This is a genomic window from Ornithinimicrobium pekingense DSM 21552 (assembly GCF_000421185.1).
Classification (GTDB): domain Bacteria; phylum Actinomycetota; class Actinomycetes; order Actinomycetales; family Dermatophilaceae; genus Ornithinicoccus; species Ornithinicoccus pekingensis.
In genome coordinates this window covers 501,682-527,517 of record NZ_ATWJ01000007.1, presented here as the reverse complement: position 1 = coordinate 527,517, position 25,836 = coordinate 501,682, and the positions used below count along the sequence as shown (strand labels likewise).

Annotated in this window: 21 protein-coding genes; 9 read left to right on the top strand and 12 right to left on the bottom strand. The window is 73.6% G+C overall.

Going from position 1 to position 25,836, the window contains the following annotated elements:
- The first annotated feature begins 81 nt into the window (after positions 1-81).
- Entirely contained in the window at positions 82-1,413 is a 1,332-nt protein-coding gene (locus tag K330_RS0104555) for a lactate racemase domain-containing protein (protein WP_022920671.1), read from the top strand.
- Here K330_RS0104555 and K330_RS19180 read toward each other — a convergent pair.
- Positions 1,362-2,399, bottom strand: a complete 1,038-nt coding sequence (locus K330_RS19180) for a LacI family DNA-binding transcriptional regulator (protein ID WP_022920670.1) — start codon at positions 2,397-2,399, stop codon at positions 1,362-1,364. The two genes, K330_RS0104555 and K330_RS19180, sit on opposite strands and share 52 nt — an antisense overlap.
- A 94-nt stretch (positions 2,400-2,493) precedes the next feature.
- On the opposite strand from K330_RS19180, the gene gndA reads away from it, so the two are divergent.
- The 3 genes from gndA to larB are packed head-to-tail and all read left to right on the top strand — an operon-like array spanning position 2,494 to position 5,625.
- The gene (gene gndA, locus K330_RS0104545) at positions 2,494-4,053 is read left to right on the top strand and encodes an NADP-dependent phosphogluconate dehydrogenase (RefSeq protein WP_022920669.1); all 1,560 of its coding nucleotides are present in this window, start codon (positions 2,494-2,496) and stop codon (positions 4,051-4,053) included.
- Positions 4,046-4,927: an ATP-dependent sacrificial sulfur transferase LarE gene (gene larE / locus K330_RS19175; protein ID WP_022920668.1), complete on the top strand. Its 882-nt coding sequence runs from the start codon at positions 4,046-4,048 to the stop codon at positions 4,925-4,927. Before gndA ends, larE begins: the two co-directional genes overlap by 8 nt.
- The gene (gene larB, locus K330_RS0104535; protein ID WP_022920667.1) at positions 4,924-5,625 is read left to right on the top strand and encodes a nickel pincer cofactor biosynthesis protein LarB; all 702 of its coding nucleotides are present in this window, start codon (positions 4,924-4,926) and stop codon (positions 5,623-5,625) included. The genes larE and larB overlap by 4 nt, the downstream gene beginning before the upstream one ends.
- Here larB and larC read toward each other — a convergent pair.
- The gene (gene larC, locus K330_RS0104530; RefSeq protein ID WP_029202310.1) at positions 5,589-6,791 is read right to left on the bottom strand and encodes a nickel pincer cofactor biosynthesis protein LarC; all 1,203 of its coding nucleotides are present in this window, start codon (positions 6,789-6,791) and stop codon (positions 5,589-5,591) included. The two genes, larB and larC, sit on opposite strands and share 37 nt — an antisense overlap.
- 59 nt (positions 6,792-6,850) lie before the next feature.
- On the opposite strand from larC, the gene K330_RS19170 reads away from it, so the two are divergent.
- The gene (locus K330_RS19170; protein WP_051145450.1) at positions 6,851-7,762 is read left to right on the top strand and encodes an alpha/beta hydrolase; all 912 of its coding nucleotides are present in this window, start codon (positions 6,851-6,853) and stop codon (positions 7,760-7,762) included.
- Positions 7,759-8,745 (top strand): DMT family transporter, encoded by a 987-nt coding sequence (locus tag K330_RS23855; protein ID WP_022920664.1) that lies wholly within the window; start codon positions 7,759-7,761, stop codon positions 8,743-8,745. The genes K330_RS19170 and K330_RS23855 overlap by 4 nt, the downstream gene beginning before the upstream one ends.
- 86 nt (positions 8,746-8,831) lie before the next feature.
- Here K330_RS23855 and K330_RS0104515 read toward each other — a convergent pair whose 3' ends face one another.
- The 6 genes from K330_RS0104515 to K330_RS19165 form a co-directional block, all read right to left on the bottom strand.
- A complete protein-coding gene (locus K330_RS0104515) occupies positions 8,832-10,415 on the bottom strand; it encodes a M20/M25/M40 family metallo-hydrolase (RefSeq protein WP_022920663.1) in 1,584 nt (527 codons plus the stop codon).
- 186 nt (positions 10,416-10,601) lie between these two features.
- Positions 10,602-11,312, bottom strand: a complete 711-nt coding sequence (locus tag K330_RS0104510; protein ID WP_022920662.1) for an ABC transporter ATP-binding protein — start codon at positions 11,310-11,312, stop codon at positions 10,602-10,604.
- Positions 11,309-13,012: a branched-chain amino acid ABC transporter ATP-binding protein/permease gene (locus tag K330_RS0104505; RefSeq protein ID WP_229665753.1), complete on the bottom strand. Its 1,704-nt coding sequence runs from the start codon at positions 13,010-13,012 to the stop codon at positions 11,309-11,311. Before K330_RS0104505 ends, K330_RS0104510 begins: the two co-directional genes overlap by 4 nt.
- A complete protein-coding gene (locus K330_RS0104500) occupies positions 13,012-13,887 on the bottom strand; it encodes a branched-chain amino acid ABC transporter permease (RefSeq protein WP_022920660.1) in 876 nt (291 codons plus the stop codon). The genes K330_RS0104505 and K330_RS0104500 overlap by 1 nt, the downstream gene beginning before the upstream one ends.
- A gap of 4 nt (positions 13,888-13,891) precedes the next feature.
- The gene (locus K330_RS0104495; RefSeq protein WP_022920659.1) at positions 13,892-15,061 is read right to left on the bottom strand and encodes an ABC transporter substrate-binding protein; all 1,170 of its coding nucleotides are present in this window, start codon (positions 15,059-15,061) and stop codon (positions 13,892-13,894) included.
- A gap of 57 nt (positions 15,062-15,118) precedes the next feature.
- Positions 15,119-16,381 carry an alpha-hydroxy acid oxidase gene (locus tag K330_RS19165; protein WP_022920658.1) on the bottom strand — a complete coding sequence of 421 codons (1,263 nt, stop codon included), beginning with the start codon at positions 16,379-16,381 and terminating at the stop codon, positions 15,119-15,121.
- Between the two features lie 126 nt (positions 16,382-16,507).
- Here K330_RS19165 and K330_RS0104485 point away from each other — a divergent pair, with 126 nt between their 5' ends.
- Positions 16,508-18,577 carry a prolyl oligopeptidase family serine peptidase gene (locus K330_RS0104485; RefSeq protein WP_022920657.1) on the top strand — a complete coding sequence of 690 codons (2,070 nt, stop codon included), beginning with the start codon at positions 16,508-16,510 and terminating at the stop codon, positions 18,575-18,577.
- A 24-nt stretch (positions 18,578-18,601) separates the two neighbouring features.
- On the opposite strand, the gene K330_RS0104480 is transcribed toward K330_RS0104485, so the two are convergent.
- Complete coding sequence (locus tag K330_RS0104480; protein ID WP_022920656.1) at positions 18,602-19,447, bottom strand: GNAT family N-acetyltransferase; 846 nt, start codon at positions 19,445-19,447, stop codon at positions 18,602-18,604.
- Positions 19,448-19,592: 145 nt separating this feature from the next.
- On the opposite strand from K330_RS0104480, the gene K330_RS19160 reads away from it, so the two are divergent.
- Together K330_RS19160 and glpK are read left to right on the top strand one after the other, a co-directional pair.
- Entirely contained in the window at positions 19,593-21,395 is a 1,803-nt protein-coding gene (locus tag K330_RS19160) for a glycerol-3-phosphate dehydrogenase/oxidase (protein WP_022920655.1), read from the top strand.
- Positions 21,392-22,936, top strand: a complete 1,545-nt coding sequence (gene glpK / locus K330_RS0104470) for a glycerol kinase GlpK (protein ID WP_022920654.1) — start codon at positions 21,392-21,394, stop codon at positions 22,934-22,936. Before K330_RS19160 ends, glpK begins: the two co-directional genes overlap by 4 nt.
- Before the next feature lie 9 nt (positions 22,937-22,945).
- Here the strand turns inward: glpK and K330_RS19155 are convergent, their stop codons facing one another.
- The 3 genes from K330_RS19155 to ispG form a co-directional block, all read right to left on the bottom strand.
- Entirely contained in the window at positions 22,946-23,662 is a 717-nt protein-coding gene (locus K330_RS19155; protein ID WP_022920653.1) for a nucleoside/nucleotide kinase family protein, read from the bottom strand.
- Between the two features lie 69 nt (positions 23,663-23,731).
- Entirely contained in the window at positions 23,732-24,580 is an 849-nt protein-coding gene (locus K330_RS23850) for a GNAT family N-acetyltransferase (protein ID WP_022920652.1), read from the bottom strand.
- A gap of 59 nt (positions 24,581-24,639) precedes the next feature.
- A complete protein-coding gene (gene ispG / locus K330_RS0104455; RefSeq protein ID WP_022920651.1) occupies positions 24,640-25,815 on the bottom strand; it encodes a flavodoxin-dependent (E)-4-hydroxy-3-methylbut-2-enyl-diphosphate synthase in 1,176 nt (391 codons plus the stop codon).
- Positions 25,816-25,836: the final 21 nt, after the last annotated feature.

The window sequence follows — 25,836 nt, the reverse complement described above, 5'->3', positions numbered from 1 at the left end:
CACGGGGGCCGGGTGTTGCCATCTGTTGCCGCGGTCTCGGCCGCTGGCAGGACCGTCGGGGGGCTCGTAGGCTCCGGTGCCATGACGAGCCTCGCCGCCTCCCCTCCGCTCCCCTGCCGCCTCGTGGGCGGGCCGCACGAGAACGTGTCCGCCGAGGAGCTGGACGCCCTCGTGGCCGCGTCGGTGACCGACGCCGGCCTGGAGGGCCAGGACGTGGTGCTGGTCATCCCCGACGGTACCCGCTCGTGCCCGTTGCCGCTCCTGGTCAGGACCCTGCACCGGCACCTGTCACCGGTGGTGGCCTCCCTGACCGCGGTCATCGCGCTGGGCACCCACTCCTACATGGAGCCGCACGAGATCGACCGGCTGCTCGGCGTCGGTGGCGAGGGGGAGCCCGAGTCGCTGGAGACGGCTTACCCGGGGCTGACGGTGGTCAACCACGAGTGGGCCGACCCCGACATGCTCGTCCACGTCGGCACCATCCCGGCCAGCCGCATCTCCGAGCTGTCCGAGGGCAGGCTCGAGCGGGACGCGCCGATCGTCATCAACCGCCGGGTCGTGGAGGCCGACACCGCCATCGTCGTGGGCCCGGTCTTCCCGCACGAGGTGGTCGGCATCTCCGGCGGCAACAAGTACTTCATCCCCGGGGTGGCCAGCCAGGAGTTCATCGACATGACCCACTGGGTCGGTGCCCTGATCACCTCCACGGAGATCATCGGCACCACCGGCATCACCCCCGTGCGGGCCATGATCAACGAGGGCTCGGAGATGATCCCCACCCGCCGGCTGGCGCTGTGCTGCGTCGTGCGCTCGGGCAGCGGGGACCTGGAGGCGGCCGCCTTCGGCACGCCCGAGGAGGCGTGGCAGCAGACCGCGCGGATCGCCGCCGAGACGCACGTGCACTGGCTGGACGAGCCGATGCAGCGGGTCATCGCCGTGATGCCCACCCGCTACGAGGACATCTGGACCGCGGCCAAGGGCGGCTACAAGACCGAGCCCGCCATCGCCGACGGCGGCGAGGTGGTCATCTACGCCCCCCACGTCACCGAGGTCTCGGAGGTGCACCACGAGATCTACGACATCGGCTACCACTGCCGCGACTACTTCGTGCAGCAGTGGGAACGGTTCGAGCACATCCACTGGGGCGTCCTGGCGCACTCCACCCACCTGCGCGGGCAGGGCACCTACGACCCGCGGACGGGCGAGGAGCGGCTGCGCATCCGGGTGACCCTGGCCACGGGCATCCCCCGGGAGGTGTGCGAGCGCATCAACCTGGGCTACCTCGACCCGGCCGCCGTGGACCTCGAGGCCCTGGCCGCCGAGCCGGGGACCACCGTCGTCCCCAACGCCGGGGAGGTGCTCTACCGGCTGCGCCCCCGCGGCGCCGCGACGGGGGCCGGACCCGTCGACTGACGCACCGTGAGGTGCACGGGCAGCACCGAGGTGAGCTCGCGGCTCTCGGCCTGCCCGTTGACCAGGGCGATGACGTGCCGCCCGGCCGTCTCCCCCAGCAGGGTCACCGGCTGGGCCACGGTGGTCAGCCCCGGGCTGACGAGGTCGGCGGGGAGGGTGTTGTCGAAGCCGACGACGCTGACCTGCCCCGGCACGTCCACCCCCATCCCGACCAGCCCGCGCAGCAGACCCACCGCCACCAGGTCGTTGTAGGTGAGCACCGCCGTCAGGCCCCGCTCCACCACCGCGGCCGCGGCGGACCGGCCGCCCGCGAGGGTGGGGACCACCGGCCCCACCCGCACGTCGCTCAGCACCAGCTCGTCGCAGGCCTCGCGCACCGCCCGCCACCGGGCCCCGTCGGCCCAGGACGCCTCCGGCCCGGCGACGTAGCCGATGCGGGTGTGCCCCAGGGTGGCCAGGTGCTCCACCGCCCGGCGCACGCCCCGGGCGTTGTCGGGATGCACGCACGGCAGCCCGGAGACGCGCCGGTTGAGCACCACGACCGGCAGGCGGCGGGCCAGCCCCCGCAGCTCGGTGTCGGACAGCCGGGACGAGGTGACGATCAGCCCGTCCACCAGGGGCAGGTGCCGGGCGAGCATCCGCCGCTCCTCCTCGGCGGACTCGCGCGCGTCGGCGACCATGAGCGTGAAGTCGTTGTCGTGCGCCGCCTTCTCGGCGCCCCGGATGATGCCGAAGTAGAACGGGTTGGTGATGTCGCTCACCGCGAGGGCGATGACCCGCGAGCGCGCCGGTCCGGGGAGCCGGTGCGGCTGGTCGGCCCGGTAGCCCAGCCGCTCGGCGACCTCGTGGACGCGCCGGGCGGTCTCGCTGCTCACCCGGCCGGGACGCGAGAAGGCCCGCGAGACCGTCGACGGGCTGACCCCGACCTCGCGGGCGACGTCGTAGATCGTCACCCTGCCGGACCTGCCGGCGTCCTCGCCTGCCACCGGCTCACCCTATCCCGCGACAACACCTGGCAACAGTCTTCCGGCCGACCCCGCCGCTCGGGACGATGGGTGGACGCCACGGAAGGATCCCCCGATGACCTCACGCCCCACCTCCTCCTCGTCGCAGCAGCCGCCGGCCGCCCCCGCCGAGGCCGCGACCGAGCGTCCCGCCGAGTCCGTCGACCCCACGCAGGCCCCGGCTGCGGTCCCGTCGTCGGTGCCCACCGCGGGGCAGGCAGCCGTGGGCGTGGTGGGCATGGCGGTCATGGGCCGCAACCTGGCCCGCAACCTCGCCCGGCACGGCCACGTGGTCGCGCTCTACAACCGCACGCCGGCGCGTACCGACGCCGTGGTGGCCGAGCACGGCTCCGAGGGCACCTTCCTGCCGGCCGCCGACCTGGGCACGTTCGTCGCCTCGCTGGCCCGGCCCCGGCGCATCATCGTCATGGTCCAGGCCGGGCCCGGCACCGACGCGGTGATCGACTCGCTCGTGCCCCTGCTGGAGGAGGGCGACATCGTCGTCGACGGCGGCAACGCGCACTACGCCGACACCCGCCGGCGCGAGCAGCGGCTGCGGGCGGAGGGCCTGCACTTCGTCGGCGCCGGCATCTCCGGCGGTGAGGTGGGCGCGCTGGAGGGCCCCTCGATCATGCCGGGTGGCTCCCCGGAGTCCTACGCCGCGCTCGGACCGGTCCTGGAGAGCATCGCGGCCACGGTCGACGGGGAGCCGTGCTGCGCCCACATGGGCCCCGACGGCGCCGGCCACTTCGTGAAGATGGTGCACAACGGCATCGAGTACGCCGACATGCAGTTCATCGGGGAGGCCTACGACCTGCTGCGGGCGGGCGGGGTCGACCCCGGCGCGGCGGCGGACATCTTCCGCGGCTGGAACGAGGGCGACCTCGACTCCTACCTCGTGGAGGTCACCGCGGAGGTCCTCGCCCAGCGGGACGCCCGCACCGGCGGTGCCCTCGTGGACTCGATCGTCGACGCGGCCGGGCAGAAGGGCACGGGCAGCTGGACGGTCCAGGCTGCGCTCGAGCTCGGCGTGCCGGTCAACGCGATCGCGGAGTCGGTCTTCGCCCGGTCCGCCTCCAGCCACCCCGAGCTGCGCACCGCCGCGAGGGCGGCCCTCACCGGACCCGCACGCGACACGCTCGACGCGGGCGGCGCGGACCTCGTGGAGGACGTGCGGCAGACCCTGTGGGCGGCCAAGGTCGTCGCCTACGCCCAGGGCCTGCACCTCATCCGCGTCGCCTCCGACGTCTACGGCTGGGGTATCGACATCTCCGAGGTCGCCCGGATCTGGCGGGCCGGCTGCATCATCCGCGCCCGACTCCTGGAGCGCATCCGCGGGGAGTATGCGGCGCAGGACCTGACCACGCTGCTGGAGGCCCCCGGCATCCGCGCCGGCCTCACCGAGGCCCAGGACGGATGGCGCCGGGTCGTCGGCGCGGCCGCGCGGGCCGGTGTGCCCACCCCGGGGTTCTCCGCGGCGCTGGCCTACTACGACACGCTGCGGGCCGAACGTCTCCCCGCCGCGCTGGTCCAGGGACAGCGTGACTACTTCGGGGCGCACACGTATCGTCGGGTCGATGACGAGGGCGCCTTCCACACCGACTGGTCGGGAGACCGGTCCGAGCTCCGTGTCTGAGTCGTCGGGACGGCCCGGACCGACGGAACCCTCAGCGGCACCGGCGCACCTGGCTGGGTCCCTCGAGCGGTTCCGGAGCGCGCTGGCGGGGGTCGGCCGCCTCGGGGTGGCCTTCTCCGGAGGGGTCGACTCCTCGGTGCTGCTCGCCCTGGCGCTGCGCGAGCTCGGACCGGACCGGGTGCTGGCGATCACCGGGGTCTCGCCGAGCCTGGCCGCCCGCGACCGCGCCCGCGCGGCCGGTGTCGCGGAGCACCTGGGCGCACGCCTGCTGGAGGTGCGCACCCACGAGATCGAGCGCGAGGACTACCGCCGCAACGGCCCGGACCGCTGCTTCTTCTGCAAGGACGAGCTGTTCAGCGTCATCACCGACGAGCTCGTGGCCGCCCAGGGCCTGGACGCCGTGGCCTACGGCGAGAACGCCGACGACGCGCTGCGGCCCGACCGCCCGGGCGCGGGAGCGGCCACCGCCCACCGGGTCCTGCGGCCGCTCGCGGACGCGGGCCTCGACAAGGCCGCGGTGCGGCAGGTGGGCCGCTGGCTCGGGGTGCCGACCGCAGAGACCCCGGCCTCGCCCTGCCTGGCCTCCCGCATCCCGCACCACGCCGAGGTCACCGCCGAGAAGCTGGCCCAGGTCGAGGGCGCCGAGGACGCGGTCCTGGCCCTGGGCGTGGCGGAGGTGCGCGTCCGCCACCACGGTGACGTCGCGCGCATCGAGGTGCTGCCCGACGACCTGGCCACCGTGCTGGCCGCCCGTACCCACCTGGTCGCCGAGCTGCGCCGCCTGGGGTTCCGCCACGTCACCGTCGACCTGGCCGGGCTGCAGTCGGGTCTGTTCACCCTGGACGCCCTCGGGCTGACGAGGGCCGGGTCGTGACCGGCGACCGCACCGACCCGCTCGCCCCGCCCCTGGCCGACTTCGACCTGGACCACGCCCGGACCCTGCGCCGTGGCTACCCCGAGGCGGTCCTGTGCGACGCCAAGACCCCGGACCAGGTCCGGCGCATCGCCGCGGAGTGCCGCGAGCGGGCGACCGGCGCCGTGCTGTTCACCCGCGCCGACGAGGAGCGCGCGGCGGCCGCCCTGGCCGAGCTGCCCGACGCCCGCCACCTGCTCGAGGCCGACCTCGTGGTCTGGCCGCCCCACCCCCCGGCCCCCAGCGGCGGGCTGGTCGTCGTCCTGTCCGCCGGCACCTCCGACCTGCCCGTCGCCCGCGAGGCCGAGGTGACCGCCCGCTACCTGGGACGCCGCACCGAGCTCGTCGTCGACGTCGGGGTCGCCGGCCTGCACCGCGTGCTCGGCCACCTGGAGCTGCTGCGCACGGCCCGTGCGGTGGTGGTCGCGGCCGGGATGGACGGGGCACTGCCCTCCGTGGTCGCCGGGCTGGTCCCCTCCCCCGTCGTCGCGGTGCCCACCTCGGTCGGCTACGGCGCCAGCCTCGGCGGCATCGCGGCGCTGCTGACCATGCTCAACTCCTGCGCGCCCGGGGTGGCGGTCGTCAACATCGACAACGGCTACGGCGCCGGCCACCTGGCCGCTCAGATCGCCGCACCCACCTCCCAGCCCGACGCCTGAGCCGCGGACTCTGCGGCGCGCAGCACCACCCGCAGCGGCACGCCCTGACGCAGCGACACCTCGCGGCAGTCCTCCAGCTCGGGCGTGACGGTCAGCACCCTGCCGTCGCGGCTGCCGATCTTGACCCTCACCTGCTCGCCGGAGACGGTGACCTCACGCCATACCCGGTCCAGCGCCGTCCGGCGCACCTCGTGCCACCGGACCCCCAGCGTGGTGGTGTGGCGCAGCAGCAGCCCCACCACCGTGGCCCGGTCACCGGGCTCGACCAGCGCCGTCACGACGGTGCCGTGCCTGCCCTTCTTCATCAGCACCGGCGTCGTCCAGACGTCCAGCGCACCCCCGAGCAGAAGCTCCTCGACGACCGCGGGCCAGACCCGCGGGTCGAGGTCGTCGACCGTCGCGCCGACCTCCACCAGGGTCTGCTCGTGCGGCGCCGACGACGGCTCGTGCAGGACGACGCGGGTCACGTTGGCCCGGCCCTCGGTGTCGCGGGTCCCGGCCCCGGTCCCGCCGGCGACCACCAGGCCCTCGGGCCCGCGGGCGTGCCCGCCCGCGAGGGCGGCGAGCAGCGCGACGCCCGTGGGCGTCGCGCACTCCCCGACCAAGGTGTCGTCGGCGGTCGTCACGAGCCCGCTGCCCGTCAGCACACCGAGGACGGCGGGCACGGGCACCGGCATCGTGCCGTGGTCGGTGCGCACCGTCCCCGACCCCAGCCCGACCGGCCCGCACGTGAGGCGGTCGACCTCCAGGTCGGCCAACGCCGCGCACACCCCGACCACGTCGGCGACGGAGTCCCAGGCCCCGACCTCGTGGAAGTGGACCTCGTCGACGGGTATGCCGTGGGCGCGCGACTCCGCCTGCGCGAGCAGCCCGAAGGTGCGCAGCGCGTCGGTGCGGACGCGCTCGTCCAACCGGGCAGCACCGAGCAGGTCGCGCAGGTCCGACCACGCCCGCACCGGGGAGGGAGCCGTGTGCCGGACCGTCGCGTGCAGGGCCCCCAGACCCGCACGGGTGACCCGCTCGACACCGACCTCGACCTCCTCGGGCAGCACCTCGGCGACGGCGCGGCGCACCGCGTCCAGGCCGGCGCCCGCGTCCAGCAGGGCACCCAGCAGCATGTCCCCGGCGACACCGGCCGAGGCGTCCACCCACGCGTGTCGGCTCACGTCCTCGACCCTACCCCTGCCCGCCGGGACGCCCCCACGACGACCGTAGGCTCGGCCGCATGAGGCTCTCGACGGACGACCTGACCCCCCTCCGTCACGACACGCTGCACGGTGACCTGCGCTCGTGGCGCGACGTCGAGCTGCCCGGCCTGGGCCGGCGCGCGGAGGTCTACGCGTGGTTGCCACCCGGCTACGACGACGGTGAGGCCCGCTACCCCGTCCTCTACCTGCACGACGGCCACAACATGTTCCTGCCCGGACGCGCGTTCGGCGGCGCGACCTGGCAGGTCGACCGCGCCATGACCGCGCTCGCGCGTGACGGCATACCCGCGATCGTGGTGGCGGTGCCCTGCCACCCCACCGAACGCGGCGAGGAGTACACCCCCCACCACCTGCCCGGCGTCGGCGGCGGCCGCGCGGACCGCTACGCCACCTTCCTCGCCGAGCACCTCAAGCCGGCCGTGGACGCCGTGCTGCGGACCAGGCCCGAGCCCGAGCACACGCTCACCGCCGGCAGCTCGCTGGGCGGGGTGGTCAGCGCCTACCTGTGGAGCGCCCGGCCGGACGTCTTCGGCGGCGCCGGCGTCTTCTCCCCCGCCTGGTGGTGGCCGGACACGCAGGTCGGCGAGCGGGGCCTGGAGGACGTGGAGCGTGCCCTGGCACAGGGGCCACCTGCCGGCCGGGTCTACCTCGACGTCGGCGGGCGCGAGCACCACCTGGACGAGGACGTCCGGAAGCACTACGTCGCGTGTGCCGAGCGGCTGGCCGGTCGCCTGCGCGAGGCCGGGGTGCCGCTGCGCTACGTCTTCGACTCCGCCGGCTACCACTTCGAGACGGCCTGGGCCGAGCGGTTCCCCGCCGCCGCGGCGTGGCTGCTGCGCGGGTATGCCGTGGAGCCGCCGCCCTACGTGCAGCAGGACCTGGCCGAGCGCGACGCGAGGGCCGCGCCAGCCGACGGGGCCGGAGCGTGACGCACGACCCGGTGGTCCGGCCCGCCCGGGAGGCCGGGGCCGGGACGGCGCTGCGCACCCGCGCCAACCTGCTGCTCGTCCTCACCGCCGCGATCTGGGGCCTGGGCTTCGTGGCCCAGCGCCTGGGCGCCGACCACATGGGCGCGATGAGCTTCAACGCCGCCCGGTTCGCCATCGGTGCGGTGTCCCTGCTGCCGCTGATCTGGTGGTTCTCGCGGCGACGGGAGCGCGTCCCGCTGGTCGTGCCCGAGCCGCCGGCGGGCGAGGTCTACGACGAGACCCCGCCGGCCCCGGACGAGGGTCGCTCCCCGCTGCTGCCCGGGCTGGTCGCCGGCGCCGTGCTCTTCTCCGCCGCCGGGCTGCAGCAGCTGGGGCTGGAGACGACGACCGCGGGCAAGGCGGGTTTCATCACCGGGCTCTACATCGTGCTCGTGCCGGTGCTCGGGCTGCTGGTCGGGCACCGTGCCACGACCGCCGTCTGGGTCGGCCTCGGACTGGCGGTGCTCGGCCTGTACCTGCTGAGCATGACCGACGAGCTGACGATCGCCCCCGGGGACCTGCTCGTCATGGCGGGGGCGGTCTTCTGGGCCGTGCACATCCTCGTCATCGACCACTTCGTGCGGACGGTGGACGCCCTGCGCCTCTCGGCCGCGCAGTTCGCGGCGTGCGCGCTGCTGTCGGCCGGGGTCGCGCTGGTCGTCGAGGACCGCCCGTTCGCCGGCTTCGGTCCCGCCCTGTGGGCGGTCCTCTACGGCGGCCTGTTCGCCGTCGGCGTGGCCTACACCCTCCAGGTGGTGGCCCAGCGGCACGCGAAGGCCTCGCACGCGGCGCTGCTGCTCAGCCTGGAGGCGGTCTTCGGCGCCCTCGGCGGGTGGCTGCTGCTGGGCGAGGTGATGAGCGGTCGGATGCTGCTCGGCTGCGCGCTCGTGATGACCGGCATCGTGGTCTCGCTGCGCGGCACCGAGACGGTTGCGGAGGAGTGACCAGCGCTCACACCGCCGGGTGACGCACGGACAGGGCGGGCGGACCGTGCCGGTCCACCCGCCCCGCCGTCGAGCCTCAGGCCAGGTCAGCGGCTCTCGTGGTGCTCGTGGTCGTGGCCGTGGTCGTCGCCGCCCAGCGGGCCGGCGAAGGTGTGCTCCGGGCCGGCGGGCTCGGGGATCCGGAGGTTGCCCGGGATCTTCGCCCCGCGCACCCCGTTGACGGCCTCCGTGGACGCGGCGTAGGTGAAGACCGCGAAGGCGACCGCGTCGGAGTTGACCTCCAGGGCGTGCTCGGAGATGTTGCCCGAGGAGTCGCAGGCCAGGTGGTAGCAGGGGTCGAACTGCTCGCCGGCGGTGCCGCCCCAGATGGCCTCCTGCTCCTCGGTCTTGACGACCTCGGCGCCGGTGAAGAGGCCACCGGAGGCGATGCCGTTGTTGATGAACGCCTGGTAGTCGCTGCGACCGCTGAACGCGGAGTCGTCGTAGGGCTCGCCCCGCAGGGTGTAGAACGACTCGAGGGTCTCCTCGATGTGCTCCGAGCCCTCGGGCACGACGACCGGCGCCGCGAAGCTCGACTCGTCGGCGTCATAGACCCCGAAGTAGTAGTTCGGTGAGCCGATCATGTCGAAGTTGAGGTAGAGCGCGATCTCGTCCAGCTGCTCCTGCGTGCGCTGGGCGACCCACTCGGTCGAGCCGATGAGCCCGAGCTCCTCGGCGCCCCACCACGCGAAGCGCACGGTGTTGTGCGGACGGGACTTGGCCATCTGCTCGGCGACCTCGAGCAGGGCGGCCGAGCCGCTTCCGTTGTCGTTGTAACCCGGCCCGGCCGGGACGGAGTCGAGGTGGGCGCCGGCCATGACGACGTTGCCGTCGGTCTTTCCGGCCAGCTCGCCGATGACGTTGAAGGACGTGCGCTCCACGAAGGCGACGGCGACCCGTGCCGTCGAGCCCGGCTCGGCCAAGGCCGCTCCCGCGGCGAACGACGCCGACACCACGGGCACGTCAGGGTACGGGAACGGTTCCGCCGTCACGTTGGTGAGCGGACCTTCGCGTTCCGGGGTGTTGCCCTGGTTGAAGATCACGACCGCCTCGGCCCCGGCCGCCGCAGCATTGTTGGCCTTGTCGGTGAAGCCACAGGTGCCGCGCTGCATGAGCACGATGTCGTGAGGGCCCGAGAGGTCCAGCCCGGCGAAGTCGGCCGCCTCGCACCCGCTGGTGTTGACGCGGTCGCCCGTGAGGTTGATGTCGACCGGCACCACGGTGCCCGTCACGTCACCCGCCCCTGTCCCGGCGAAGTCCTCGGAGGCGTAGTCCGCGGAGACCGGGGTGAGCTGCTGCAGCGTGACGTCCGTCCCCGGGTAGGTGAACTCCTCCACCTCGGCCGACCAGCCGGCCGCCTCAAGCGTCTCGACCACGTAGTCGACGCTGGCCTCATAGCCCGGCGTCTGGTCGGCCCGGTTGCCGCCGTTAGCGTCGGCGATGGCCTGGAACGCCTCCAGGTGGTCCATCACGCCCTCGAGGCGGACGCACTCCAGCAGCTTGTCGTAGGTGTTGTTCGTGCGGGTGTCGCACCCCTTCTGCGCCGGCGCGGCCCCTGACGGCGCGGCGACGAGGGTCGAACCGATCACAGCACCGGCGGCGGCGATGCCCAGCGCACGCCTGCTACGCATGATCCTTGGCATGTGACTTCCTTGTCTTGAGCGACGGGGAGCCGGGTGGCCCTCCTCGGGCAAGGTAGCGCCGCAAAGGTCAAGGGGTGATATAGATCACGTCAAGGTTTGGTCAAGTCTCCCGAGAGATAGCGGACCGCCCGGTCACATGCGTGCCGGGCGGTCCGTGGAGACCCACAGGCCTCGTCAGTCGCGCTCCAGTCCCAGGTAGGCGGCGACGATGCCCTCGTCGGCCAGCAGCTCGCGGCCGGGGCCGGACTGGGCCACCTCGCCGCTGGCCAGGACGTAGCCGTGGTCCGCGGCGCGCAGCGCCCGGCGGGCGTTCTGCTCCACGAGCAGCACGCTGGTGCCGCTGCTGCGGATGTCCTCGATGACGCGGAAGACCTCGTCGACGACCTTCGGCGCCAGGCCCATCGAGGGCTCGTCGAGCAGCATGAGCGCCGGCTCGGCCACCAGGGCCCGGCCGATCGCGAGCATCTGCTGCTCGCCCCCGGACAGGCTGCCGGCGAGGAGCCGGCGCCGCTCCGCCAGCACCGGGAACCGGTCGTAGACCTCCTGCGTGCGGGCCCCGGAGGTGTGCCAGGCCCCCAGCTGGAGGTTCTCCTCGATCGTCATCGAGGCCAGGATCTGGCGCCCCTCGGGGACCTGGACCAGCCCGCGGCGCACGAGGGAGTGCGCCGCCGTCCGGGTGACGTCCGCGCCCTCGAAGGAGATCCGTCCGCCGGAGGGCCGCACGACCCCGCTGACCGCGTTGATGATCGAGCTCTTGCCCGCACCGTTGGCGCCGACCAGCGTGACCAGCCCACCGCGCGGGACGGTGAAGCTGACCCCGCGCACGGCGTGGACGCGGCCGTAGGAGACCGTCAGGTCCTCGACCGTCAGGATCGGCTCGCTCATCGCACCTCCTCCGTCTCGGTCCCCGGCGGTGTCGCGTCGTCGCCACCCAGGTAGGCCTCCACGACCGCCGGGTCGTTCACGATCTCCTCCGGGGTGCCGGCCGCGATCACCTCGCCGAAGTTCAGGACGACGATGCGGTCGCAGGTCCGCATCACCATGCCGACGTTGTGCTCGATGAGCAGGATGGTCAGGCCCTCGGCCGCCAGCGAGCCGATGAGCCGGGAGAGCGCGTCGGCCTCGACGTGGTTCATGCCCGCGGCGGGCTCGTCGAGGATGAGCAGCGAGGGCTCGGCGGCCAGGGCACGGGCGATCTCCAGACGCCGCTGGTCACCGTAGGACAGCGACCCGGCGTCCTCCCGGGAACGGTCACCGAGCCCGGCCCGCTCCAGGCAGCGGGCCGCGTGGACGACCACCTGCGACTCGTCACGCCGCGCGCCGGGCAGCCACAGCAGCCGGCGCAGGAAGGTCGGCCGGCTCACCACGTGCGCCCCGACGAGCACGTTCTCCAGCGCCGAGAGGCGCGGGAAGAGCTTGGAGTGCTGGAAGGTGCGGCTCACGCCGGCCTGGGCCACCTTGTGGACCGCGGTCCTCCCCGGCGTCGTGCCGAGCACCTCGAAGGTGCCGGAGGAGGGCGGGACGAGCCCGCTGATCATGTTGACCAGGGTGGTCTTGCCCGCGCCGTTGGGCCCGATCAGCCCGACGACCTCGCCGGAGGCGATCGTCAGGTCGACGTCGCGCACCGCGTGCACGCCGCCGTAGTCCTTGTTGCCGCCGCTGACCCGCACCACCGTCTCGCCCGGCGAGGGCAGGGCCCGGCCGGACCGCGGTGCCAGGCCCTCACCACCCTCTGCGAGGTCGGCAGGTGCCCTCGCGCCCACCCGCGGCAGCAGGGAGCCGAGGCCGCCGGGCAGGAAGATGATCACCACGAGCAGCAGGGCGCTGGAGATGAACGGCCGGATCCAGCCGGCCTCGACCCCGATGGAGCGCAGGACCTCCGGGACCGAGGTCATGAAGGCCCCGCCCAGCAGCGGTCCCAGCCACACGGTGGAGCCGCCCACCACGGCCATGACGAGGCCGTCGATGGCCCGGGCGAAGTCGAAGTCCTCCGGCGCCAGGAGCCGCACGTAGTAGGCCCAGAGCACGCCGTAGAGCCCGGCGACCGCCCCGGCGGTGACGAAGGCCGAGAGCCGGTGGCGACCGACGTCGATGCCCATGGCCCGGGCGGCCAGCTCGTCCTCGCGGATCGCCGCCAGGGCGCGCCCGTAGCTGCTGGGGCCCTGACGCCAGAACCAGTAGGCCACCAGCGCCAGGCACACCCAGGCGATCACCGGCGTGACGACCTTGGTCACCGACATGCCGTTGGCGCCGCCGGTCCACTCGGCGTTGATGAGCAGGATGCGCACCGCCTCGGCGAAGCCCAGCGTGGCGATGGCCAGGAAGACGCCGCGCAGGTGCATGGTCGGCAGCCCGAGGACCACCGCGGCCAGCGCGCCGACCACCATCCCGATGACGACCGCGACGAGCAGGGCGGGCAGGTCGCCCACCTCGGAGGGGGCGGGGGCCAGCGCCGCGGCGGTGAACCCGCCGAGCGCGGCGAAGCCGGCCTGGCCCAGGCTCAGCTGCCCGGCCACGAGGACCGCGTAGAAGGAGTAGGCCAGGATCGCGTTGAGCGCGATGAAGACGAGGACGGACTCGCTCATCACACCTCCCGCACGCGCCTGCTGCCGAACAGCCCCTGGGGCCGGACGACGAGCAGGAGGAAGAGGAGGCCGAAGGCGACCAGGTCGCGCCAGCTGGACCCGACGTACTGGACCGCGAAGACCTCGGCCAGCCCGAGGATGAGGCCGCCGACGAGCGCGCCCGGCAGCGACCCCATACCCCCGACGATGATGACGGCGAGGCCCTTGAGCTCGATCGCGGTGCCCATGCCGAGCTGGGCGGAGTTGACGTTGAGCGCGAAGAGCGCCCCGGCGACGGCGCCCAGCGCGGACGACAGGGCGAAGGTGGTCGCCGTCACGCGGTCCACGTTGAGCCCGAGGACCGTGGCCGCCCGCGGGTTCTCGGCGACCGCCCGCATGGCCCGGCCGAGGCGGCTGCGGGCGACGAGCCAGGTCAGCCCGGCCATGAGCAGGACGGAGATGACCAGGATGGCCACCTGCAGCAGGGTCACCCGCGCCGGCCCGAGGTCGAAGGCGGTGCTGGGGAAGGCCTCGACCGGGAAGCGGCGGGTGTCGGGGCCGTAGCGCCACAGCAGCAGCGCGATGAACATGCCACCGAGCCCGATCGAGCCGATGAGCCCCGCGAAGTGGGCGTCCGGTCTGCCCCTGAGCGGCCGGAAGGCCACCCGTTCGATCACCAGCCCCAGGAACGCGCCGAAGACGGCGACCAGCGGCAGCGCCACCCAGATCGACAGCCCTCCGACGGCGACCAGCTCGATCCCGACGAAGGCGGCGGCGGCGAACACCGCCGGGTGCGCCAGGTTGAGCCGGTCCAGGATGCCGAAGACGAGCGTGAACCCGATCGCGAAGAGCGCGTAGATGGACCCCAGGAAGAGCCCGTTGAGCAGCTGCTGCATCGGCTCAGTTGAGGGGGGTGAAGGAGCCGCCCTCGACGACCTGCACCACGGCGGGGTGCTCGGCGTCGCGGTCGGCGTTGATCGACAGGGTGCCCAGGACGGTCTCCACGTCCGAGACGGCGCCGAGGTTCTCCTTGATGGCCTCGCGCTCGCCGGAGCAGCCGGCGCGCACGGCGTGGTCGATGACCGTCATCCCGGCGTACGCCTGCGCGGCGAACTGGTCGGGCTGGTGGCCGAACTTCTCCTCGAAGTCGGCCAGGAAGGCGGTGTTGAGCTCGCCCTCGGAGGCGGAGTTCCAGGCGGCGCCGACGACGACGCCCTCGGCCGCGTCGCCCGTCTCCGACATCAGCTGGGGGTTGTTGAAGCCGTTGCCGCCGATGATCGGGACCTCGATGCCCAGCTCGCGCGCCTGGGTGACCAGCGGGATCGCCGCCTCGATCAGACCGGAGACCACGATGGCGTCCGGCTCGGCGGCCCGGGCCTCGGTGAGCAGGGCCCGGAAGTCGGTGTCGGCCTTGGAGAAGGTGAGGGTGTCGAGGACCTCGACACCCTGCTCCTCCAGGGCGGAGGCGAAGACGTCATAGCCGGACTCGGTGAAGGCGTCGTCGTTGGAGTACATGACGACGACCTTCTCCAGGCCGAACTCCTCCTTGGAGATCTCCACGGTCTGCGGGATGACCTGGGCCTCGGTGAGGGAGACCCGGAAGATGTAGTCGCCCTGCTCGGTGATCCCGGAGGCGGTGTTGGAGATCGCCACGACCGGCACCCCGGCCTCCTGGGCGATCGGCTGGGCCTGGAAGGCGCCGTTGGACAGGGTGGGGCCGATGATGACGCTCTGGTCCTCGGCGAACTGCTCGAAGACGGTGATGCCCTGGCGCGGGTCGGTCGCGTCGTCCTCGACGGTCAGCTCGTAGGTGACGCCCTCCTGCTCGGCGAGCTGCTCGGCGGCCAGCTCCAGGCCCTTGCGCTGGGACTCGCCGTAGGACGCGGCGGCGCCGGTCAGGGACAGGGCCGCGCCGACCGGCACGGGCGCCTCGATGACGCAGGAGTCCCCGCTGCCGCTGCCGGCCAGCTCACCGCCGCCGGAGGCGTTGTCGTCGCCGCTCTCGCCGCAGGCGGAGAGGATCAGGGCCAGGGAGCCGGCCAGGGCGAGGGTCTTGACGGTGGTGTTCATCGGTGTTCCTTCTCGTGGTGGTGCTCGGTGGGTGCGGGACCGGCGCGGCGCCGGTGGTCAGGGGGTGGGCGGCAGCCCTGCGTCGAGGACGTCGCGGGTATGGCGTGCCGGTGGCGCGTGCTCCGGACCCAGGTCGGCCAGCCGGGAGACGCCCAGCAGGCGCAGCGTGCGGTGGACCTGGGTGACGAGGATCTCCAGCGACCGGGCCACCCCGGCCTCTCCCCCGGCCATCAGGCCGTAGAGGTAGGCACGGCCCACCATCACCGCGTCGGCCCCCCGCGCCCGGGCGGCCACCACGTCGGCGCCGTGCAGCACACCGCCGTCGACGAGCAGGGGCACGTCGGGTCCGACCGCGGCCCGGACCTCGGGGAGAAGGTCGAGCGGTGCGACGGCGCGGTCCAGCTGCCGGCCGCCGTGGTTGGACAGCACGATGCCGTCCACGCCCAGCGCCACCAGCTGGGCGGCGTCCTGCGGGTGCTGGACGCCCTTGACGACGATCTGCCCGGGCCACTCCTGGCGCAGCCAGGCCAGGTCGTCGGTGGTCACACCGGGGTCGAACATGCGGTCCACCAGGTCGGCCACGGTGCCGCCGGAGGTGCGCAGCGAGGCGAACTCGATCGGCTCGCTGGTCAGCAGGTCCACCCACCAGCGGGGGTGGAGCGCCATACCGCCGAGGGTGCGGGCCGTCAGGGCGGGCGGGATCGTCAGACCGTTGCGCACGTCGCGCAGCCGCTGGCCGGCGACGGCGGTGTCGACGGTCAGGACCAGCGTGCCGTAGCCCGCTCCCGCCGCCCGGCGGATCAGCTCGCGCGAGGCCTCCCGGTCCTGCCACAGGTAGAGCTGGAACCAGCGCTGCACGTCCGGCACGTCGGCCGCCAGCTCCTCGACCGAGACCGTGCCCATCGTCGACAGCGTGTAGGGCACGCCCGCGGCCGCCGCGGCGCGGGCCACGGCCCACTCGCCCTGGGTGTGCATCATCCGGGTGAAACCGGTCGGCGCCAGCACCAGGGGCACGGGGCTCGTGACGCCCAGCAGCTCGACGCGCGAGTCGACCTGCCGGACGTCGCGCAGCACCCGCGGGCGGAACTCCACGTCGGCGAAGGCCCGCCTCGAGCGCGCCAGCGACAGCTCCCCCTCCGCGGCGCCGTCGACGTAGTCGAACACCGCACGCGGGGTGCGGCGTCGGGCCAGCAGGCGCAGGTCCTCGATGGTCTGCGCCCGCCGCAGGGCGGCTGCGACCCGGGCCAGCGTCGGCGGCTCCAGCCGCACCAGCGGGCGCAGCTCGGACCACGTCGGGACGCGGCGGCGCAGGGGCGACACGGGGGTTCCTCCGAGATGTGTGGATGGTTATGCGTGAGGGCGGATGCTCACGCAGCGTACCCCCGCCCGTCGGTGCGTCCAAGGGTGGCTCCCGGCGCGGCCCGCCCCTGTGATGGAGTGGTGCCCATGACGACGACGCCGCCGGCCGCCGAGCAGGACCCCCGTCTGTGGCTGGAGGACGTCGGGTCCGCCGACGCCCTCGGCTGGGTGTCCGAGCGGAGCCGCCGGGCCGAGGAGCGCCTCACCGCCGTGGAGGGGCACGCCCGACGGCACGCCGCCATCCGCGAGGCGCTCGAGGCGCCCGACCGGATCCCGCTGGTGACCCAGGTGGGTGAGCACCTCTACGGTTTCTGGACCGACGCCGAGCACCCCCGCGGCGTATGGCGTCGCACCACCTGGGACTCCTACCGCACGCAGGCGCCGGAGTGGGAGGTGCTGGTCGACGTCGACGCGCTGGCGCGGGACGAGGACGTCCCCTGGGTGTGGCAGGGCGCCTCCGTCCTGCGGCCCACCCACGACCGCGCTCTGGTGCACCTGTCCCGAGGTGGTGCCGACGCGGGGACCACGCGCGAGCTGGACCTGACGACGGGCGCGTGGGTCCCGGCCCCCGAGGGCTTCGCCAAGGGTGAGGCCAAGGGCAGGCTCGGCTGGCGCGACCGCGACCACGTCTTCCTGGTGACCGCCGACGACCCGACCGGTGCCACGCGCTCGGGCTACCCGCGCACCGCGCGCCTGTGGCGGCGGGGCACGCCGGTCACCGAGGCCGAGGTCGTGCACACCGTCGACGAGACCGACCTGGGGCTGTTCGTCGACCACGACCAGCACACCGGGCAGACCCTGCTGCGGCGCGCGATCGCCTTCTACGCCGAGCAGACCCTCGTGCTCACCGACGAGGGCCTGGTCGCGCTGCCGGTGCCCGAGAGCGCCGACTGCTCCGTCCACGGCGACCTGGTGGCCGTGCGCCTGCGGCAGCCGTGGACGACGACCGCACCGGGGGGCGCCGGACGCAGCTGGGCCGCCGGCAGCCTGCTCGTGGCCCGCCTCGGTGACCTGCTGGCCGGACGTGCCGACTGGGCGGCCGTCTTCGTGCCCGACGAGCGCTCGGCGCTGGTCGACCTGACCTGGACCGCCTCCCACCTGGTGACCACCGCGCTGGTGGACGTGCGGCATACCGTGCAGGTGCACTCCCCGGGGCCCGACGGCACGTGGGACACGCGCGACCTCACCGACGATCTCGACCTGGGGCTGCAGACGGTGAGCATCAGCGCGGTCGACCGGCACGACAGCGACGACCTGTGGCTGGTCACGACCGGCTACCTGGAGCCGATGGCGCTGTCCGTCGCCCGGCTCGAGGACCAGGTGTCGCCGGAGCCGCTGCGCAGCGCCCCGCACCGCTTCGACGCCGGCGGCCTGGAGGTCTCCCAGCACTGGGCGACCTCCGCCGACGGGACCCGCGTGCCCTACTGGCAGGTCGGCCCGGCGGACCTGCCGGCCGACGGGTCCACCCCGACGGTGCTGCACGGCTACGGCGGCTTCGAGCACGCGCTCACCCCCGCCTACGACCCGATCGTCGGGCGCGCCTGGCTCGCGGACAGGCACGTGCACGTGGTCGCGGGCATCCGCGGCGGCGGTGAGTTCGGGCCCCGCTGGCACCAGGCGGCGCTCGGGCCCCGGCGGCACCGCGCCTACGAGGACTTCGTCGCCGTGGCGCGCGACCTGGTGGCCCGCGGGGTGACCTCCGTCGAGCGGCTGGGGTGCACCGGCCGGTCCAACGGCGGGCTGCTCGTCGGCAACATGGTCACCGGGTATCCCGAGGACTTCGGGGCGGTCGTGTGCCAGGTGCCGCTGCTGGACATGCGGCGCTACCACCTGCTCCTGGCGGGAGCGTCGTGGACGGCGGAGTACGGCGAGCCGGACGACCCCGAGCAGTGGGAGTGGCTGCAGACCTACTCCCCCTACCAGCGCCTCGACCCGCAGCGGCCGACTCCCCCCGTCTACCTGGCCACCTCGACGCGGGACGACCGGGTGCACCCGGGGCACGCCCGCAAGATGGCGGCCCTGCTGGAGGAGCACGACCGGGACGTCACCTACTGGGAGAACACCGAGGGTGGCCACGGGGGCGCCAGCACGGCCGACCAGTGGGCCACCTGGCACGCCCTCGCGTGGAGCTTCCTGCACGAGCGCCTGACCCGCTGACCCGCGCCGGGGACACCGCGCGGCTCAGAGCAGGACGGTCGCGAACGTGCCGGTCTGGACGAAGCCGACACGACGGTAGGTCGCCACGGCGGGCTCGTTGAAGTCGTTGACGTAGAGGGTGACGACCGGGGCGACGTGGCGCAGGGTGTGCTCCACGACGGCCGCCATCGCGGGGGCCGCCAGACCCTGGCCGCGCCACCGCGGGTGCACCCACACCCCCTGCACCTGGGCGACACCGAGGGCGACCGAGCCCAGGTCGGCCTTGAAGACGACCTGGCCGTCCTCGACACGCACCAGGCAGTGACCGCGCTCGATGAGCGTCGCCACGCCCTGGCGGTAGGCCACCCCGCTGCCCTGGTAGGGCGGGTAGCCGATCTCCTCGGTGAACATCGCGGTGGCGGCCGGCAGCACGATGTCGAGCTCGTCGCGGCGGGCGACGCGCACCCCGGGGTCGACCACCTGGCCGAGGGCCATCGGGGACTCGCGCATCGTCATCACGAGCTGGTTGTCGCGGATCTCCCGCGGCACGCCCCAGTGGCGCACGAGCCGGCCCCACAGGTCGAGCACCTGGTCGGCGGGGCCGAAGACCGAGCTGGCCCAGGCGCGCCGCCTGACGACCTTGGCCGCCAGCGCGCCGATGGCCCGGCTGCTGGTGGCCTCCACCGGGACGACGTTGGCCGAGCACCAGCACAGCGCGCGCTCGCCCCCGGAGTCGTAGGAGAACAGCGGGCCCCGGGTGCCGGCCAGACCGCTCTCGAGGATGCGGGCCGCCACGAAGACGTTGGTGACGGGGTCGCGCCGGCACACCTCGAGGGCGTCCTCGACGTCCTGCATGCCGAGGGCCCGCACGGTCCCGAGGCTGCGCAGCATAGGCCCAGCCTGCCCCACCCGTCCCCCGCCGTCGACAGGGGCCTGCCGCACGGCCGCGCGAGAGGGGCGGGACAGGGAGTGAGAGGCTTGCAGCAGTCCACCACGGTCGGTGCACCACGGAGCAGGGGAAGGGGCGCGAGCGACGATGCAACCCAAGGCGCTCACAGGGCGGGACCGGGACGAGGCGCTGCGCGTCCTGCAGGAGAGCGGGGCAGGCGGCCCGGTCCTCGACGTGCTGGTGGTCGGCGGTGGCGTGACGGGGGCCGGGACGGCCCTGGACGCGACCACCCGCGGACTGTCCACCGCGCTCGTCGAGGCCGGGGACTGGGGATCCGGCACCTCGCAGTGGTCGACCAAGCTGGTCCACGGCGGGCTGCGCTACCTGCAGATGCTCGACTTCGGGCTGGTGCACGAGGCGCTGACCGAGCGCGGGCTCCTGCTGCGCCGGCTGGCCCCGCACCTGGTCAAGCCGATGCCCTTCCTCATCCCGCTGGAGCACCGGGTCTGGCAGCGGGCCTACTACGGCGCCGGCGTCACCCTCTACGACCTGCTGGCCAACGCGCTGCCCGGGCACCGCGCCCTGCCCGTCCACCAGCACACGGGCCGGCGGGGGCTGCACGCGGAGTTCCCGGACCTGCAGGAGGGCCGGGCGATCGGGGCGGTCAAGTACTGGGACGCCACGGTCGACGACGCCCGGCTGGTGTCCACGCTGGTGCGCACCGCCCACACCTACGGCGCCTCCGTGGCGAGCCGCACCCGCGCGGTCGGCCTGCTCAAGGAGGACGGTCGCGTCGTCGGGGCGGTCCTGCAGGACCTGATGAGCGGCCGTGTCCTGCACGCCCGGGCCGAGCACGTCGTCTCCTGCGCGGGCGTGTGGACCGAGGAGGTCACCGACCTCGCCGACACCGACGGCGGCCTGCGCGTGCAGGCGTCCAAGGGGATCCACCTCGTGGTCCCCCGCGACCGGATCCAGGGCACGAGCGGCCTCTTCCTCCAGACCGAGCGCTCGGTGCTCTTCTTCATCCCGTGGTCCCGCTACTGGATCCTCGGCACCACGGACACCCCCTGGCACCTCGACCTGGGGCACCCCGTCGCCACCGCCACGGACATCGACTACGTCCTCGACCACGCGAACGAGGTGCTGACCACCCGCCTGACCCGCGACGACGTCATCGGCTGGTATGCCGGTCTGCGGCCCCTCCTGCAGCCCGGGACCAAGTCGGGCACCGACTCGGCGCGGGTCAGCCGCGAGCACACCGTGGCGGCACCGCTGCCGGGGCTCACCGTCGTCGGCGGTGGCAAGCTCACGACCTACCGGGTGATGGCGCAGGACGCGGTCGACTTCGCGCTCGGCGACCGCGCGGCCGAGCTGCCCTCGATCACCGACCAGATCCCGCTGCTGGGGGCGGTGGGCGAGGCCGCGATGCGCCGCCGCATGCCCGCGCTGCGCGACCGCTTCGGCTGGTCCGAGCAGCTGACCGACCACCTGCTGCACCGCTACGGCTCGCTCGTCGAGCAGCTGCTCGACCTCATCGTCGAGGACCCCTCCCTGGCCCGTCCGCTCGAGCACGCGCCCGCCTACCTGCGGGTGGAGATCGCCTACGCCTGCATCAGCGAGGGTGTGCTGCGCCTGGAGGACATCATGATGCGGCGCACCCGGCTCTACTACGAGGAGCGGCGCAAGGGGCTCGGCGCCGTGCCCGAGATCGCCGAGATCGCGGTCCAGTGGCTGGGCTGGGGCGAGGAGCACGAGGCCGAGGAGATCGCCGACTACGAGCGACGGGTGCTGGCCGACGAGGCGGCGGCCCTCGAGGTGGACGACGCCTCCGCCGCCGCCGCCCGCGACCGGGTGCTCCTCGGAGAGGTCCCCGACCGTGCCCCGGTGCCGCCCACCGGACGGGACGGCGACAGACAGACCGGCGAGGACGAGGAGGTCCGCACGCGATGAGGGACAGCGAGCGCTGCGTCCTGGCGATCGACCAGGGCACCACGAGCACCCGGGCGATCGTCTTCACCCGGGACGGGCAGATCCTGGCCGTGGGCCAGAAGGAGCACGACCAGATCCTCCCCCGCGCGGGATGGGTGGAGCACGACCCGGTCCAGATCTGGGACAACACACGCGAGGTCATCGGCACGGCGCTGGGCAAGGCCGACCGCACCGCCGGGGACATCGCCGCGATCGGCATCACCAACCAGCGCGAGACGACGGTCGTGTGGGAGCGCAGCACCGGACGACCCGTGCACAACGCCATCGTGTGGCAGGACACGCGCACGGCGCCGCTGGTGGCCCGGCTCGGCAGCGACGGGGACGGCGGGGCCGACCGGTTCAAGGACGTCTGCGGGCTCCCGCTGGCCACCTACTTCTCCGGGCCCAAGCTGCGCTGGATCCTCGACCACGTCGAGGGCGCCCGGGAGCGGGCCGAGGCCGGCGAGCTGCTCTTCGGCACGATGGACTCCTGGCTGGTGTGGAACCTCACCGGCGGACCCGACGGAGGGGTCCACGTCACGGACGTCACGAACGCCTCACGCACCATGCTCATGGACCTGCGCACCCTGACCTGGTCCGAGGAGGTCGCCCGCGACCTGGGCGTGCCGCTGGCCATGCTGCCGCAGATCCGGTCCTCCTCGGAGGTCTACGGGCACAGCACCCGCCTGGGCGCACCCATCGCCGGGATCCTCGGCGACCAGCAGGCCGCGACCTTCGGCCAGGCGTGCTTCGAGCCGGGCATGTCCAAGAACACCTACGGCACCGGCAACTTCATGCTGCTCAACACCGGCACGGACATCGTGCGCAGCGACCACGGCCTGGTCACCACCGTCTGCTACCAGCTCGGGGAGCAGGACCCGGTCTACGCCCTCGAGGGCTCGATCGCCGTCACCGGCTCCCTGGTGCAGTGGCTGCGCGACAACATCGGTCTCATCACGGACGCCTCCCAGATCGAGGACCTCGCGCGCCGCGTGGACGACAACGGTGGCTGCTACGTCGTGCCGGCGTTCTCCGGGCTCTTCGCCCCCTACTGGAAGGACGACGCACGGGGAGCCATCGTCGGGCTGACGCGCTACGTGAACAGGAACCACATCGCACGCGCGGCGTTGGAGGCCACGGCATACCAGACGCGCGAGGTGATGGAGGCGATGAACGCCGACTCGGGCGTGGAGGTGACCGAGCTGCGGGTCGACGGCGGCATGGTGGTCAACGAGACGCTGATGCAGTTCCAGGCCGACATCCTGGGCATCGACGTCGTGCGCCCGCAGATCGTCGAGACCACCGCGCTCGGCGCCGCCTACGCCGCCGGGATCGCGGTGGGCTTCTGGGACGGTGAGCAGGCCGTCGTCGACAGCTGGACCGAGGGCAGGCGGTGGACCCCGCAGCTGGACGAGGTCGAGCGGGAGCGTCTCTTCCGGCAGTGGAAGAAGGCGGTCCGGCGCACCTTCGACTGGGTCGACGAGGACACCGAGGCCGCCGAGCCCCCGGCGGCGCACGCCTGAGGTCGCGGCTCAGGCGGGCTCGTCACCGAACCACTGCGGCTCCTCGGGGTCCGGCACGATCAGCTCGGGTCGCTGCAGGTCGCTGTTGTCCACGATCCACGTGGGCTGCCAGAGCCGCGCCTGCTGCTGGTAGAGCCGTTGCCCCCCGACGTACCGGGCGTTGGCGGGGTGCTCCGGGTCGTCGTCGCCGGGAACCCTGCCGGTGGCCAGGCGCGCGTTGCCGCGCGGCACCGTGACCCGCAGGGGTGCCGTCACCAGGCACGTGGCGTCCCACTCCCCCCGCAGCTCGGGCCGGCGCAGGAAGACCCCCTCGACGACGAGCAGCGCGTCGTCGTCGGCCTCGACCGGGTCCGGGTGCACCGGGCGGTCGCTGCTCACGTCGTGGACGGCGGGCACGATCTCCAGCCCCGCGCGGAAGGGCCGCAGCACGCGAGCCCGCAAGGCCTCGTAGTCGAAGGAGTCCTCGTAGTAGGTCTGCGGGGTCCGCCCGCGGGCGTAGCGCCGCTCACGCGGGTGGTGGAAGCCGTCGACCGACACGCTGAGCACCTGGCGCCCGGCGACGTGGGGGGCCAGGGCCACCAGCTCGCCCACCAGCCGGGTCTTGCCGACCCCGTCCGGGCCGTCGACGGCCACCAGGGCTCGCTCGCCGGGGGCGGTGGCGCACATCATCGCGAGCAGGTCGACCAGGACCAGCTGCCGGGTCGGGAGGAAGCCGGGGGACGTCATACCGATCAGGGTATGCAGAGCAGCTCCTGCCGCCCGCACGCGCACCGGGCGGCAGGGTCCGGGAACGGGCTAGTGGCGACGGGCCGACCACTCCAGGTAGAGGCCGTTGTCCAGCAGGACCGCCCCGGGTGGCGCGGGGCGCTCCTCGAAGCCGAAGCTGCGGTAGAGGCTGCGGGCGCGCAGGTTGTCGGCACCCACGTCCAGCCAGACGGTCGACACCTGCGGGCGGGCCAGCGCCTGCTCGAGCAGGTGGCGCAGGAGGAGGCGACCCAGCCCCTGCCCGCGACCCTCGCTGGCCACCACCATGCGGCGCAGCTCCACCGCTCCGGGCTCCTGCAGCCCCGCGAGGATGCCGAAGGCCAGGACACGGTCGAGCCGGTCGACGAGCACCCAGTGCTCCATGTCCGGGTCCCCGAGGACCTCCTCGTGCCAGCCCCGTCCGCCCTGCCCGAGCCATCGGCTCGTGTCCGACCCCTCCTCGATGCGCACGACCGTGTCGAGGTCGCCGGCCCGCGTGCGACGCACGTAGGAGCCGACGACGAGGTTGCGGGTGTCACGGCGCTGCGGCCGCGGGCGGCCGTGCGGGCTGCCCGACACGCGCGGCGTCGACACCACCATGACCTCGAGGTCCTCGTCGCCGTCGTTGCGCAGCTGGTGGCGCACCCGGGGCGGGACCTCCAGCCCCGACCCCGCCGGGATCGACACGGTCCTCGGGCCGAGCATCATCGTCGCGTCGCCGCGCAGCACGTAGAAGAACTGCCGGGACCGGTCGTGCGCGTGGGCCCGGCTGCGGGCGCCGGGGGGCAGCAGCTCCTGGACCACGGACAGGTCCGAGCGGTCCAGGAGGTAGTAGGCGGTGCACTCGTCGTCCCACGTGGCACGGCGAGCCGTCTCGGGACTGATCGGCTCCGCTGCCATGGTCCGACGCTACCGTGCGGGGTCCTCCCCCGTGCACCCGGTCGGTGCACCGGCCCCGGTCAGCCGACGGTCACGTCCGGGGTGCCGCTGCCCTCCGGCAGCTCGCCCCGTGCCTCCATCTCCTCGGCGATCCGCATGGCCTCCTCGATGAGGGTCTCCACGATCTGCGACTCCGGGACGGTCTTGATGACCTCGCCCTTGACGAAGATCTGGCCCTTGCCGTTGCCGGAGGCGACGCCGAGGTCGGCCTCCCGGGCCTCGCCGGGGCCGTTGACGACGCACCCCATGACTGCCACGCGCAGGGGCACCTCCATGCCCTCCAGCCCGGCAGTCACCTCGTCGGCGAGGGTGTAGACGTCGACCTGGGCCCGGCCGCAGCTGGGGCAGGAGACGATCTCGAGCTTGCGCGGCTTGAGGTTGAGGCTCTGCAGGATCTGGTTGCCGACCTTGACCTCCTCGACCGGAGGGGCCGACAGGGACACGCGGATGGTGTCGCCGATGCCCTGGGACAGCAGCGCGCCGAAGGCGACCGAGGACTTGATCGTGCCCTGGAACGCCGGACCGGCCTCGGTCACCCCCAGGTGCAGCGGCCAGTCGCCGCGCTCGGAGAGCATCTCGTAGGCGCGGACCATGACCACCGGGTCGTTGTGCTTGACCGAGATCTTGAAGTCGTGGAAGTCGTGCTCCTCGAACAGGCTGGCCTCCCACACGGCCGACTCGACGAGCGCCTCGGCCGTGGGCTTGCCGTACTTGTCCAGCAGCCGCTTGTCGAGGGAGCCGGCGTTGACGCCGATGCGGATGGAGACGCCGGCGTCCTTGGCGGCGCGGGCGATCTCCTTGACCTGGTCGTCGAACTTGCGGATGTTGCCGGGGTTGACGCGCACGGCGGCGCAGCCGGCGTCGATCGCGGCGAAGACGTACTTGGGCTGGAAGTGGATGTCGGCGATCACCGGGATCTGCGACTTGCGGGCGATCGCCGGCAGGGCCTCCGCGTCGTCCTGGCTCGGGCAGGCGACGCGCACGATGTCGCAGCCCGTCGCGGTCAGCTCGGCGATCTGCTGCAGGGTGGCGTTGACGTCGGTCGTCGGCGTCGTGGTCATCGACTGCACGGAGATCGGGGCGTCACCGCCCACCTCCACCTTGCCCACCCGGATCTTGCGGGTCTTGCGCCGCGGCGCGAGCACCGGCGGCGGGGCGGACGGCATACCGAGGGAGATGGGGGTGCCAGCAGTCATGCGTGCCAGTATCCCACCCTC